Origin of the sequence: Fictibacillus fluitans (assembly GCF_030418125.1) — a bacterium.
In the GTDB taxonomy this organism is placed as follows: Bacteria; Bacillota; Bacilli; order Bacillales; family Fictibacillaceae; genus Fictibacillus_C; species Fictibacillus_C fluitans.
In genome coordinates, this window is record NZ_JAUHTR010000014.1 from 1 (window position 1) to 13920 (window position 13920).

The window sequence follows — 13920 nt, forward strand, 5'->3', positions numbered from 1 at the left end:
AAGTCAGTTTGCACTGACTTTCTGGACAGCCCCGCTTAATCATTTACTTGCTAAAAACTTCAGATACAATTTCATAAGAACGAAGCCGGTCCTCATGATCAAAAATTTGTGCGTTAATAATCATTTCATCAGCTTGTGTTTCATCCAGGAATGCCTGCAGTTTTGCTTTAACCGTTTCAGGTGTCCCGATCATGGTGGTGCGAAGCTGCTGGTCAATGGAAGCTTTTTCGAAAGGAGACCAGATTCCCTCCATGCTTTCAACCGGCGGCTTCAGTTTGGACGGAATACCGCGGACAAGATTCAGGAACTGCTGCTGCATGGACGTCGCAAGAAAAGCGGCCTTTTCCTCGGTATCGGCCGCAATGACGTTTACCCCGACCATGGCATATGGCTTATCAAGTACCTCTGAAGGTTTAAAATTACGTCGGTAAACATCCAGCGCCGGCAGTGTGTTATCCGGTGAAAAATGGCTGGCAAACGAGAATGGCAAACCAAGCTGCGCGGATAGTCTTGCACTGAACCCGCTTGAGCCAAGGAGCCAAATCGGAATGTCCAGTCCTTCTCCAGGAATGGCACGAACTCTGTTTCCTTCACCGTCTGCTTTTAAGTAAGCACGGAGCTCATCGACCTGTTCCGGAAAATCTTCGCCATTGCTCATATTCTCCCGGCGTAGGGCATGGGCAGTGACCTGATCTGTTCCAGGTGCTCTGCCAAGTCCCAGATCAATTCTCCCCGGGTAGAGGGATTCCAGTGTGCCGAAGTGTTCAGCAATAACAAGAGGCGCATGGTTTGGCAGCATGATCCCGCCTGAACCTACACGAATCCGTTCAGTGCCTCCTGCCACATGCCCAATCACAACTGAAGTGGCTGAACTGGCAATGCCGGGCATACTGTGGTGTTCTGCCAGCCAATAGCGGTTATATCCCCATTTTTCCGCATGCTGGGCCAGGTCCAATGTTTTCTTTAATGAATCTGCAGGTGTTTCTCCCACAACGACTGGAGAAAGATCCAGTACAGAGTATGGAATGTCATGAAGCTGCTTACTGGACATTTAAAAGTCCCCTTTCTGTATATCAACGACAGTTCTAATTATTTTTACCTTCATTTTGATTGTAACAAGTAAATGTAAAGCTTCTAAATTTTTTGCTCATGAGGGGTCAAGGAAAATATTAGAAAGAAGTTCATAGGAATGAATGCGGTCACGGTTATCATGCGCAATGGTTACAATCATTAATTCGTCTGCCTGGTATTGAGTTCGCAACTCTTCAAGACGCTGTTTCACTTTTGCCGGGCTGCCGGTTATCGTTCTGCTTTTCATCTGCTCCAGAAGTTCTTTTTCCTCTTCTGCGAGTGAATAATCTTTCGCTTCTTCCAAGGAAGGAACGCCTTTTCGCCCCTCTCCCTTTTGCAGCTGAAGTTTCCATATGTGATTGGGCAGCGCCAATTCTTCTGCCCTTTGAGCTGTTTCTGCACAAAAGACGGATACCGTTAAAATTGTGTATGGATCAGCCATCCAGGAACCTGCCTTAAACTCGGAACGGTACTGTTCAAAAATTTCCGTACCTTCCTGATCACTCATAAACTGCCCGAAAACATAAGGCAGCCCGTGTTTGGCCGCGAGTAAAGCGCTCTTTTTGCTCGTTCCAAGCATCCAGGGTACCGGCGGCATGTCTGGTACAGGGGAAGGAGATATCTTGGAAAATATATGATCCTTTGGAAAATCATTTTTCAAAAAACGAAGCAGCTCTTCGACAGACTCGGGCATCCGGCGAACCTGTTCCAAATAGTTATCCGATATCGCCATGGTCGCCTCCGCCGAGCCACCGGGAGCCCTTCCAATTCCCATGTCAATTCTTCCCGGAAACAACGTTGCCAGCAGATTATACGTTTCCGCCACTTTATACGGTTTGTAATGGGGCAGCAACACCGCGCCTGAGCCGATTCGAATGGATTCCGTCTGTCCCCCGATATACCCGAGCATCACTTCAGGAGCAGGACACGACAATCCCGGAAAATCATGATGTTCCGCAATCCAGTATCGCTCATAGCCGAGCCTCTCTCCGGCCTGGGCCAATGCCAGTGAACTTTCCAGTGCCTGCCTGGCCGTTCCCCCGTTTGCAGCCGGCGACTGGTCAAGAATGCTTAATTTCATAGGGAGCCTTCTTTCCTCGTAATAACATCTTTTTATTAATGGGTAAGAAATTTTCTTTGTATGTATGATAAAACAGAATTCCTCTACAACAAATAAAATTGCCTGAAACCATAGTTAGCTTGTCCTGTGCTTCAATCGTTTAACTACAGTATGAAAAACAGAATCACAGGGGTTTATGTGTTTTGTTATTCTTTCGAATTCGTTTTGGACAAACAAAAAAACGCGTACAATCCTATTATCGGATTGTACGCGAAATTTATTTGTTCAATATAATACGTCTTAATGAATTACAGCACCTTTATCACTGTATCCCTGGGGATTGTTATTTTGCCATCTCCCCGAATCTTCGCACATCTCTTTTAGCCCTTTTGCTGCTTTCCAGTTCAATTCTTTATATGCCTTTGTTACATCTGCATAGCAGACAGCAATATCTCCCTGGCGACGTGACACCATTTCGTAAGGGACGCTGCGTCCCGAGGCTGCTTCAAACGCCTGTATCATTTCCAATACGCTGTATCCCATTCCTGTACCCAGGTTATAAGCCTCGACTCCATGAGTGGTTGCCAATTTTTCAATTGCCTTCACGTGCCCGTACGCTAAATCCGTAACGTGGATATAATCCCTGACACCCGTTCCGTCCCTCGTAGGATAGTCATTTCCAAACACTTTCAGCATTGGCAGCTTCCCTACAGCAACCTGTGTAATATAGGGTACAAGGTTGTTTGGTATCCCGTTTGGATCTTCGCCTATTCTTCCGCTCTCATGTGCTCCCACCGGGTTAAAGTATCGTAAAAGCGCAATGCTCCACCTGGAATTTGACACATATAAATCCCTCAGCATTTCTTCAATCATTAGCTTGGTACGCCCGTATGGATTGGTGGCGCCAAGTAAAGCTTCTTCGTTAAACGGAACGGTATTCTGTGCTCCGTATACGGTAGCGGACGAACTGAACACAAGCTTAAATACATTGTACTTTTCCATTGCTTCTATGAGGTTAAGAGTTCCGGAGATGTTGTTCTGATAATAGCGAAGGGGCTGATCTACGGATTCCCCTACAGCTTTTAAGCCGGCAAAATGAATCACTGCATCAATGGTATTTTCTTTAAAAATCGATTCGATCTCCCCTGCGTGTAAAAGATCAACAGAGTAAAACAACAGTTCCTTTCCCGTGATTTCTTTTACTCTTTCCAAAGATTCTTTGCTGCTGTTTGATAAATTGTCAGCAACAATCACTTTATAACCTGCATTTAGCAGTTCGATGCATGTATGAGATCCAATATAACCTGCGCCACCGGTAACCAGGATGTTCATTATTTACTCTCTCCCATCTCCATAGAAAAAGACCATAAGCTCCATAGCTTATGGTCTCTACCTCTTTTGTTATATGCTTGCATTTTTTAATACATTAATCATGATTTCAGCGTTTGGATAGTCGTGCTCTTTATACTGCCGAATCACTTGTTCCATGTCATACCTCACCCGGACAATGCTCGTATGGTAACTCGTTTCATTAACTTCCAACAATAAATAGGATGCCCGGGGGACACCATCAAACGGCAACCCTACACTTCCCGTATTCGCCAGACATTTGCCAGCCAGGTACTTCACGTATGCTTTATGTATATGGCCATATACATAAAATTCAGCCTGTTTCCCCATCATTTTTTCTTTCAAAACAGGTTCACTCTCAGCGGGAGTGACCACTTCAAACAGACTGTCAGGTGTCGCATGAAAAGCATGGACACGAATCGGACCGCTGTTTAACGTTAAATCTGAAGGCAGTTCCTGCAGATACGCAATATCTTCAGGATTCAATCGTTCATAGCACCATAAACGCTCCTTCTCCATCATGTCCATTACATGAGACGGAACTTCTCCTTCTCCAATTCCCCGCACAACCCATTCATCCGCATTGCCTTTAATTACTTTGGTATTGAGTGCCTGAACGAGCTCCAGTGACCGCTTTGGCTCAGGCCCCCGAAAACATAAATCTCCCAACACGACAACCTGGTCAACACTCTTTCCCTTCACATCTTGCAAAACTGTCTCCAATGCTACTGCATTCCCATGAATATCTGAAATAAAAGCGATTTTCATTCAAGCACCTCCAAAATTTCAACAATAATTATGCAAGTTTGTCTAATTCGCCCTATCACTCTACTATAATCTGAATACTATGTTTTTAGAAGAAGCGGGACAAATGACTATTTTTTAACGTAAACGTCAAGCATTTACTTCTACTGACACCCTCACTCTACCAATTTTCTGTCAGTATAACCATTAATGAGGTGCATGTAATGAAAGGTTTTTGTATTAAACGAAATGAAGGGAATACTCCTAAATGAGCAGCTATGTACTAGAGCTACAGCGATGGAATGTCAAAAATGATGGTACGGATGCTCCAAATACTTCAAAAGGTATAAATGCTGCTCTCGTTTGGGCTGCCCAGCAAAACTACACAGAAGTGGTATTGCCAAAAGGAACTTATTTAATAGATGAAACGAATCCGATTCAACCTCAGAGTTACCAAACTCTGAACCTTGGCAGCGCGACCTTACGAATAAGAGATAACGGGCTACCAGGTTATTCTATTGTTTCTTTTCGAAGTAAACAGCAATACTCCCGAGTAACCAATGGAAAGATTGAAGGTGACCGCTATTCCCATAACTACTCCAGCGGGGGAACTCATGAATTTGGGGTAGGTGTGGAATTAAAATACGGTGTGAAAAATATCACCGTTGACCAGCTTGAAATCTATAACACAACCGGTGATGGTGTTATCGCTATTACGTCGTATGGTGGAATCAGCAGTGCAATGGACGCCATTGCAAGAAATTTAGAATTAGGTGGAATAAATACACGAACTGGAATCCCTGAGACCAATCCAAAAAGGATACGAACCAGAGATAAAATCCCTATGGTTCCACAAATAACAAATGTCGGTTTCTTTGGGCTCTTTGGCGACAGTTACGGAGGGATTGGCCGTGAAATCACAACAGATACGTATGATATGATTTTTTATAAAAGTGATGACTCATTCCTTTCTTCCGCAACTGATCTGCACTTTTTTGACACAGTTGAAATTCCTCAGGGTGCCAGTTATGCAAAAGCAACTCTTCACCAAGCAACTCTTCCCTCTACCACAGGGAACACACTCACAATCAGGACACCAGAGTTCCCTACTCATTGCTATATTGAAAAATGTAACCTGCACCACTGCCGCAGGCTTGGAGTGGCCATTTGTGGGGTGAAACATTTTTATGTAAGAAATTGTGAGATCCATCATATTAGTGGAACTGCTCCTGCAGGTGCTATTGATATTGAAGATGGATATGATATTAACCAATTTATCTATATTGAAGAAAATAACATCTTCGATAATTCCGCTTATAACATTATTGCAGTAGCAGGCAGGCATATCACTATTACTAAAAACAGAATTCATTTAGGTATTTTCACCATCAATCCAGGTGTAAACCTTGCCTTTGTCACAGATAATTACTTTGTGAACGCTGGTCCCCGTCTTTCTGGGGAGTGCCAGTTTTCTAATAATCAACTGAGTAACTGCCGATTGCTGCTATTGGATCAGAAAGAAGCACTTATTGATAATTGTTTTTTTCATAACTCGCCTATTAATTTCAGTAAAACAAAAGCTTATGTCGCTCAAGTTAACAATTGCAAATTCCTTTATGATGACGACTTTTATAATATTTCATCAAATTCTGGAGCACCACTGATATTTAGTATTGAGCCACAAAGTATTACAGACTGTGTGTTTGAAGGCAGTGGAATTGAGGCATTTACTGTGGTCCCAGTCAATGCTTTTGGCTGGCTACTCGATTCCGTAACATTTCTTAATATCAAACATCGACAAGGAAGAATGACTGGCTTACCACCTGGCAGCTATACGGGATGCCAGTTTATCAATACTGGTTCATTAACGTATGGCACAAATTTAAATGCAGAGTTTAATTTTACTAGCTGCATATTTAAATGGGATTCTTACGACTTGTTTTATCTTGGTTCAAAAATTGCAAAACTCAGCTTTAAAGACTGTAGTTTTTTTGGTGGCAAACAAAGAACTGCTTTCTTCTTTTGGGATATTGGAGGAAAGATAGAATTAATAAATAATTCTTTTTCCTTTCCTGCTTCTGAAACAAATACTGCAATTATCGACTTTTGGAGCAGCACATTTACAGCTGAATCAGTTCTAATATCGGGCAACAAATTCGCATCTAATAGACCTATGATTGCTGTAAACGCAAGCACTTTATTGGATACTATCAGGCTTATATTCAGAGACAATATCTTAAGCACAGTTATTGTAAGATTAGCCAGTAACCATATAAAATTAAATAATATTTATAACGGGGTTTTAGGTAATTAATTGTTTTTCATCAATAAGTCCACTTTGGTGGACTTATTGATTTTTTGCTTGTGTAGGAACGATCAAAATCTCTTCCCTTTTACTATCATTTTCTCTCATTACAAACTTTAAGACAGGATGAAATATAAGGTTTATCACAAACGATGAAGTTAAACAAAGGATTAAGAGCCAAAAGAAAATAAACACTGGATATCTTGGTGCAAATGTAAGGACTGGAAATATGGACATATAAAAAAACATATGAGTTAACCATATGTTTGTTGAGTGATTGCCCATAAAGGCAAAAAATCTTTCAACAGATTTACTTTTATTTAAAAGACTAAAGAGACAGATGAATCCTAATGCTGTAAAAGGAGCAATAAACATGGATTCAATTAAAGCATGAATAAAACCTAGGGTTAGAATTCCTAGCAAGCATAAAAGATTTTTCATTGGCACCTTATATACTTTACTTTTTAAATTAGAATAAATTTGCTCTTTAGCAAAAATTGCACCCAGAACAAAAGCAAATTGCGAAGTACCAAGTAAAACAATGGAATTCATAACTCCATCAATGAATGGATTACCGAAGATAAAGATTTGCTTAATTCTTTGAACGTAGGTAAAGAAGTAAATGATTAGAGAAATAAATAATATAATCTTATTTGGATACCGATTAACTAATCTAAATATAGGTGGTGCCAGAAAAACTAAAAGGATATACGTTTGTAAAAACCACCAAGCTCCATTATAAGAATTTGATACGAGGAAAAAGTTGCCTAAGAATTGTGTGAATCCACCACTCATAAATTCAGTTTTTCCTGAAATAATTCCAATAACTATAAACAGAAACATAATGATCCAGAAATTAATAAGCAATTTAGTAATCCGTTTTAAGTTTTTTTTCATAGATGTTTTTATGGAATTATTCTCTTTTTTACTCATAAACAGCCCGTAACCACTACAAAAGCAAAAAATAGGAACGCAAGCATCGCCAAATAATCCTAAATAATAAATCAGTGGAACGTTATTTACCAAGGGATAAGCATCATATAAACCATTTACATCTTTTCTACAAAATAGGTGGAGAAGCAACATAAATAAAATAGCAGTACCCTGCAATACCTTCATTTCGTTCTTCGTAAATTCTCCCACTAATATTTCCCTTTCAGTAAGTGATTTTCATTTATATCATTGGTGTTTTTGCTACTAAATGTATCATAAATCTCTTTAATTTGTTTTTGTTAAAAGAATCTAATCCTAAATTATACAAATAATTTATATCACCTTCTTGTATTGCCATTAGATATTCATCTGAAAAATAATTTTTAGCTCCAGAATTTCGAATGCTCTCACGGACTGCCATGTTGGAAACATAGTTAGAAATTATTGATTTCCTTTGGGTTATATCAAAATCACTATAAAAAAGATTACTCAAACACGTTTTTAATGTGTTAAGTAACATGATACTAATTCCATTCATTTGCTTCTCTAATGTATGATGATACAAATTTTCAATTATCTCTTTTTGTATTAAATACCCATTAACCATATCATCGAACAAAGCAGGCATGTATTTACTAGTAAATCCTCCAGCCCGATAATTATATAGTGACTTATCTATAACTTTTATTCTGTTAGTTTTTGTTAATATCTCAATGTTGTAAAATAAATCGTCTCCGAGAAATTTAATACGATCTAAGTACTTCCCGCTGTTCATCAGTAATTCTTTTTTATATAACTTTGCTGACAAAGAAGACGGAAAAGGATGACCATGAAAGTAAGCAACAACTATGCTGTTCATTATTTTTTCTTTATCGTATATCTTAGAACCTTTAAAGTATGTGTTATCTCCTACTTTTTTTACTAGGTAACCATTACCCAAAACTTTGCTCATATTACAAACAGTAATATCCACGTCATTTATTACTAATTCATTGTGTAATAGTTCAAGAATCCGTGCATTTACCCAGTCGTCTGCATCTACAAACATTATCAATTTAGAATTTGATACATTTAATCCGGCACGTCTGGCTTCTATACTGCCTTTATTTGCTTGGTTAATTAAAAAAATTCTATTGTCTTTTTCAGAAAAATTCCGGCATATTTTTAAACTATTATCTGTAGAACCATCATTGACTAAAATTAATTCAAAATCTCTAAACGTCTGGTTCAGTATCGATTTAATACATTTGCTTAAATATTTTTCAGCATTAAAAATTGGTACAATAACGCTAATTTCCGGCATTTTATCCTCCTACAGATTATTTTAATAGCACACTATTGTAAAATTTTCCGCAGCTTAGGAATCTTCTTTAATAAACGATAATCATTAATATTATTCCCGATTAAATTAATACTCTCGAGGTTACTGAAATATTGTAATCCATCTAGATTTGTAATATTTTTATTACTTAAATCAAGTTGTGTTACATTCTCGAGGTCTTCAATCATAATCCATTTTCTTGAAGAAGCAAATGTATAACGGATATAACTCTCCAAGTTTCGGTCAATAAATGAGGCAATCCCAGCTAATTCTGATGTTGTATAAAAAGCCAGTCCATTTTCTTTTGCAATTTCTATTATTTCTCCCAGCAACTTTGGAGATATCCTCCATTGTCCAGCAGGTTTAGATTCTTTTCCCCATCCAAAATCATCCCAATTCTGCTCATCAGGTAGGATCGAATGGCAGGTTAGGATTAAGTTTTTATTAAACTCTTTTAAGAATTTAAGTATTTTTTTTAACATTTTAATACTTTTAAGAAATTTCACATCAATGCAAATTGATGGAGTAAATCCTGTATAGTTAAAAGGAATTAAATTTTGTTTATCCAAATGTCCTCTAACAACTTTAAAATACTTTGGTACCAAAGCATTAACACATTCTTTGTTAGATTTAAAATATGGGAATGCAAAAGTAGCTGGTTTTTTTAACTTTTCTTTGGTAAGAGAGTGAGTTTGTTCCTCCATCCACTCAAATAAGGTTAAAATTTCCTCACTAATCCATTTTTCCATTCCAAACATTTCAACAAAATCTGTAGCTCTTTTATGTTTAAAACCATGATGAGCTATTTCGTGACCATTTGATTGTAAGTCCAAAAGCATATCAATTTCTTCTTGGGTAAATGATCTTTCATTTTCGAAATGATGGAATGCATTTATATTAAAAGTCACTTTCACATCATAATAACCAAATAAGCCTTTTCCATATTGAAGCCAATGATGTATACGGAAATTGTCATCAAATGAAAAAGCAATCCCTGGCTTATTGAGATAAGTACATGTCTTATTGTGCTGACTATTAATATCCTTTAAATTGTATTTCATACTTTGAATAATATTTTGCCAATATCGGTAATTATAATAAGCATTTAACATAGATTTTTTGTATCTAGCTATCAACTTTTGTTTTCCTCTCAATTTTATATATGCATCTTAACTTCTTTCATTTTTAATGTTAGTTTTTGTATGACGTTTTTTAGAGGGATTAAAAACAAGCTTTTCTCATAGTTATTCATACCAGCAAACCACATTATTAATATGTAACTTATTGAGAAGATTAAAGTTTTAAAAATAAAAAATAACCAGTCGTTTGCTGAAAAATTTAAATTGATTGTCATAGAATAAATAACACTTAACAGCATTGGAAAACTCATTTTTAAAATGTTCTTCCAAAAAAGGGGGATATTAATACCTACTTTTCTCCAATAATAAATGTTAATAATAATGATATTTCCTATTGTATAAGCTAAGGCAGTCCCAAGTGCACAACCTATTGCTCCCCAATACCGTACAAATATGATACTTATTACTACATTTACAATCGCAATCAACACGTTTACTACAGATTTAAACTTTTGCATATTTTTAGCTTGTAATACTATTCCGCCCATCCCCTGTATTAAAGAAACAATCATAGGAATCAAAATAAGCAAAGCAATTATGAATGATTCACTATAGTTTTTCCCTACCCATAACACAATAAATTCTTTTCCGAAAACAATAAAACCGCTTAAAGCAAATGAAATTACAATATATTGAACTCTGCCAATTCTAATAAATAAATCAGATATTTCCTTATCAGGGAGATTTTGAGCCACCATTCGTGAAACCTTACTCAAGAATACGTTAGAAATAGCAGAGGAAAAACCAGAAAAATATCCTGTAAAAGAGGCTGCAAGTGAGTAAATTGAAACAGCTACCGTACCACTGTAAATCCCCAAAATCACTTGATCCGTTGACCAATACAATTGTCCAATTACCAGATTTAAAAAGATATAAGAAGAGAAGACTAAAATTTCTTTCAATAAACTCGATTCGAATTTTTTAAAAACTATTTTTATTTTTAATACTTTGAAACAATAATGTATATTTAATAGAATCGTTATCAGACTTATAACAGTATTTACAACTGATATTGTTATTACTCCATAACCCATTTCTAATAGAGGCCACGTTAATAAAGGTGTGATCATAGAACTGATAATGTTCAATGTTTTTTGATATATAAATTTTTCGTGCGCTAGTACAATTACACTAAATACCCCGAATCCAATACCAACGGCTAAATTCAATGCCATTATACCTATAAGCACTTTCAATTTAATGACTTCTTCCCCAGTCAAGGAATTTGAAAAAATAGTTTCTGAAAAAAAAGTCACAATGATACCAGCAATCAAAGCCAAGAACCCTAATACACCATACATAACGCTGAACATACCGTATAATTGATTACATTTCTCTTGATCACCTATAGCCTTATATTTGGCCGTATATCTGATTACCGCATTTCCAAGACCAAAATTCAATATGCTAACATATCCAATTGCAGAACTGGCAAGGCTAAATAAACCATAGTCTGACTGGCCAACAAGCTTTAACATTATAGGAGTATAAACTATCGATATTGCACTATTCAGCACGAGTAATAAATAAGATAAGATTGCCCCTGCTTTGAGTTGGCTTCTCATAGTTAACTACCTTTCACTTCATTTTTTTTGCTGCTCAGCAACTATGCCCTATATTATTTTTAGCAGCTGACTAATGTCAGATTTATTTTCAACATCAATATTTGATAAATTTTTTTCAAAAGTTTGCATTAGTACATTGTTATTTAACAAGCAAAGAATTTGTTTATATATAAAGTCTTCACCGTATTCAACTATCAATCCTGTAGTGCCATGAATTATTTGCTCTCTTGCACCAGCAAAATCTGTAGTAATAATTGGTCTATTAAATAGTCTTGCTTCAGCAAGCGTGATACAATACCCTTCATGTTGAGAAGGTTGTACATAGAGGTCGCAATCCCTTAAATAACGATAAGGATTATTCTTGGATCCAAGTAATATAAGGTTGTTTTTTAAATGTAACTCTTTGATTCTTTGCTCCAACACTCCCCTGTTTACCCCGTCACCTATACAATACCATCTAACGTTAAGACCTTTTGAAAGCAATTTCTTTAAAATACCTGGAATTAATTCTTGTCCTTTTTCTGACGTCAATCTTCCAATTGTGAGTATTTTAAATCCATTAAAACCGTCATCATATTGTTCTCCAGTTTCAGATAATAATTTCAATCTCTCTTTATCTAACATATTATAGAATAATTCTGTTCGTCCTTTTAAATTTGGAAGGAATTTGTTAAATTCCTCCATAGCCTGGTGTGATACACAAAATATCTTATCGTATTGTTCATAGTATTTAATATATCGCTGAAGAGGATCAATATAATTAGAAACATCACTATGAATCCATGCCACTTTGTGTTCTGCATTTAAGCTATTAATAACATAGATTACGGGAAAAGACGCAGGGACATGATAAGCTATAGCTAAATCGAATTTTTCATTCACAATAGGAGCAATTTTAGATAAGTACATTTCTTGGTCAAAAACTGTTTTTGTTTTTTTTGCTAGAATGGAATACCATCCAACTTCAAAAGCATGAATAATTTTTAATTTTTTAATAGATTTCGATACTTTCTCAAAGATACTCTTCTCATAACCATATAAACATTCTAACTTCACGTTCTCTGGTAAATCTTCTTTGAGTTCACCCCCGGCTCCCATCACAAAGACTGTAATATCATAGTCTTCCTTTGGAATGGCTTTTAACATTGTAATTAATGCTTTTTCAATCCCACCTAAAACTAATTCTCTGGTTACAATCGCAATTTTTCTCATTAATTTATAGTCCCGTTAAATTGTATTTTCAAGTAAATATTTAATTGGACTTTCATTCTTCATGTGTGTTTCTCTTTTTAATTGAGAAACAAATCCTTTGCACTTATCTGGGTTATCCAATATCTTTTTAATCGCCAGATACAAATCTTCTTCATTAATATCAACGATTAAACCAGTTAGCTCATCGGTTATTTGTTCTTTAGCGCCAGTAAAATTGGTAGCAACAATGGGCTTTAACAAATGCTTTGCTTCAGCTAACGTAATACAATATCCCTCGTGTCTGGACGGTTGCACATAAAGGTCGCATTGTTTCATGAAGGGATACGGATTTGGGGTAGAACCAAGCAATACATAATCCTTTTCGAGTTTGTACTGTGCAATTAAGTTCTCATACTCTTTTCTAGCAGAACCCTCTCCAATGCTATACCATCGAATAGGATAACCCTCTCGCTTAAGTCTGGCCATTACACAAATGGTCATATCCTGACCTTTTTCTTTACTTAATCTCCCGACAGTAAGAATTCGTATGCCATCAAAATAATCAGTAAATCCTTTTCCTCTTTCAGACATTTCAACAATATGTTTTGATGAAATAATATTCTCAAATCTAACTGTTTTATGTTTCAAAAACGGCATTAACTTACAAAACTTTTCTTTTCCTTCTTCTGATACAGTATAAATTCTATCGAAATGAGAATAAATTTTCCGAACGAAATTTCTATTAAATCCAATCTTTGTTACGTCAAAATGAATCCATTGAACTTTATATTTTGCTCTGATTTTATAAATAATAAAATAGCTTATGAAGTCCATAGGACCAGCATAAGCTACAGCAATATCATAGTCATTTTCATAAGTGTTAAACTTTTTTAATAGATACTTATAATATTGTGTTCTTTCCTTCATCACCTTTGCCATGCCATGGTAAGCACAAATCTTTATTGTTTCTATTAACCTTCCTTTTTTAAAATAATTTATAGCGACTGTTTTGGGAGGGTTGTTCAATTCGTCCTTTATCTCCAAATATCCATCTAAAATTTTCACGTTTACCCATGCTGGTATTAAATCTAGGAAGCCACCGTACTTTTCCAGCATTAAAACTGTCACATCGTACTTTTCCTGAGGAATCTCTTGGAGTAAAGATAAAAGAGCTTTCTCTGTTCCCCCAATATTCATATTTATAACCATGAATAATAGTTTTTTTTTCATCGCCAAAACTC

The 13920-nt window shown here is 36.3% G+C and carries 11 protein-coding genes; 1 reads left to right on the plus strand and 10 read right to left on the minus strand.

The window, feature by feature from the left end; genetic code table 11:
* Positions 1 to 43: 43 nt before the first annotated feature.
* The 4 genes from QYB97_RS19675 to QYB97_RS19690 form a co-directional block, all read right to left on the minus strand.
* Positions 44 to 1051, minus strand: a complete 1008-nt coding sequence (locus tag QYB97_RS19675; RefSeq protein ID WP_301167732.1) for an LLM class flavin-dependent oxidoreductase — start codon at positions 1049 to 1051, stop codon at positions 44 to 46.
* A 96-nt stretch (positions 1052 to 1147) separates the two neighbouring features.
* The gene (locus tag QYB97_RS19680) at positions 1148 to 2152 is read right to left on the minus strand and encodes an LLM class flavin-dependent oxidoreductase (RefSeq protein ID WP_301167733.1); all 1005 of its coding nucleotides are present in this window, start codon (positions 2150 to 2152) and stop codon (positions 1148 to 1150) included.
* 279 nt (positions 2153 to 2431) lie between these two features.
* Complete coding sequence (gene galE, locus QYB97_RS19685; protein ID WP_301167734.1) at positions 2432 to 3463, minus strand: UDP-glucose 4-epimerase GalE; 1032 nt, start codon at positions 3461 to 3463, stop codon at positions 2432 to 2434.
* 69 nt (positions 3464 to 3532) lie between these two features.
* The gene (locus QYB97_RS19690) at positions 3533 to 4249 is read right to left on the minus strand and encodes a metallophosphoesterase family protein (protein ID WP_301167735.1); all 717 of its coding nucleotides are present in this window, start codon (positions 4247 to 4249) and stop codon (positions 3533 to 3535) included.
* A 244-nt stretch (positions 4250 to 4493) separates the two neighbouring features.
* Here QYB97_RS19690 and QYB97_RS19695 point away from each other — a divergent pair, with 244 nt between their 5' ends.
* Positions 4494 to 6539 carry a right-handed parallel beta-helix repeat-containing protein gene (locus QYB97_RS19695; protein WP_301167736.1) on the plus strand — a complete coding sequence of 682 codons (2046 nt, stop codon included), beginning with the start codon at positions 4494 to 4496 and terminating at the stop codon, positions 6537 to 6539.
* A 33-nt stretch (positions 6540 to 6572) separates the two neighbouring features.
* Here QYB97_RS19695 and QYB97_RS19700 read toward each other — a convergent pair whose 3' ends face one another.
* Genes QYB97_RS19700 through QYB97_RS19725 form a run of 6 tightly spaced genes read right to left on the minus strand, consistent with a single transcriptional unit; the run spans position 6573 to position 13909 of the window.
* Positions 6573 to 7673 (minus strand): acyltransferase family protein, encoded by a 1101-nt coding sequence (locus QYB97_RS19700; RefSeq protein WP_301167737.1) that lies wholly within the window; start codon positions 7671 to 7673, stop codon positions 6573 to 6575.
* Positions 7674 to 7704: 31 nt separating this feature from the next.
* Entirely contained in the window at positions 7705 to 8766 is a 1062-nt protein-coding gene (locus QYB97_RS19705; RefSeq protein ID WP_301167738.1) for a glycosyltransferase family 2 protein, read from the minus strand.
* Between the two features lie 32 nt (positions 8767 to 8798).
* Positions 8799 to 9920: a DUF2334 domain-containing protein gene (locus tag QYB97_RS19710; protein WP_301167739.1), complete on the minus strand. Its 1122-nt coding sequence runs from the start codon at positions 9918 to 9920 to the stop codon at positions 8799 to 8801.
* A 20-nt stretch (positions 9921 to 9940) separates the two neighbouring features.
* Entirely contained in the window at positions 9941 to 11488 is a 1548-nt protein-coding gene (locus QYB97_RS19715) for a lipopolysaccharide biosynthesis protein (RefSeq protein ID WP_301167740.1), read from the minus strand.
* 48 nt (positions 11489 to 11536) lie between these two features.
* The gene (locus QYB97_RS19720) at positions 11537 to 12700 is read right to left on the minus strand and encodes a glycosyltransferase (protein WP_301167741.1); all 1164 of its coding nucleotides are present in this window, start codon (positions 12698 to 12700) and stop codon (positions 11537 to 11539) included.
* Between the two features lie 15 nt (positions 12701 to 12715).
* Complete coding sequence (locus QYB97_RS19725; protein WP_301167742.1) at positions 12716 to 13909, minus strand: glycosyltransferase; 1194 nt, start codon at positions 13907 to 13909, stop codon at positions 12716 to 12718.
* Positions 13910 to 13920 lie beyond the last annotated feature (11 nt).

Coding starts and splice junctions, on each gene's coding strand:
- QYB97_RS19675 (WP_301167732.1), bottom strand. CDS start 1,051: ATGTCCAGTAAGCAGCTTCATGACATTCCATACTCTGTACTGGATCTT.
- QYB97_RS19680 (WP_301167733.1), bottom strand. CDS start 2,152: ATGAAATTAAGCATTCTTGACCAGTCGCCGGCTGCAAACGGGGGAACG.
- galE (WP_301167734.1), bottom strand. CDS start 3,463: ATGAACATCCTGGTTACCGGTGGCGCAGGTTATATTGGATCTCATACA.
- QYB97_RS19690 (WP_301167735.1), bottom strand. CDS start 4,249: ATGAAAATCGCTTTTATTTCAGATATTCATGGGAATGCAGTAGCATTG.
- QYB97_RS19695 (WP_301167736.1), top strand. CDS start 4,494: ATGAGCAGCTATGTACTAGAGCTACAGCGATGGAATGTCAAAAATGAT.
- QYB97_RS19705 (WP_301167738.1), bottom strand. CDS start 8,766: ATGCCGGAAATTAGCGTTATTGTACCAATTTTTAATGCTGAAAAATAT.
- QYB97_RS19715 (WP_301167740.1), bottom strand. CDS start 11,488: ATGAGAAGCCAACTCAAAGCAGGGGCAATCTTATCTTATTTATTACTC.
- QYB97_RS19720 (WP_301167741.1), bottom strand. CDS start 12,700: ATGAGAAAAATTGCGATTGTAACCAGAGAATTAGTTTTAGGTGGGATT.
- QYB97_RS19725 (WP_301167742.1), bottom strand. CDS start 13,909: ATGAAAAAAAAACTATTATTCATGGTTATAAATATGAATATTGGGGGA.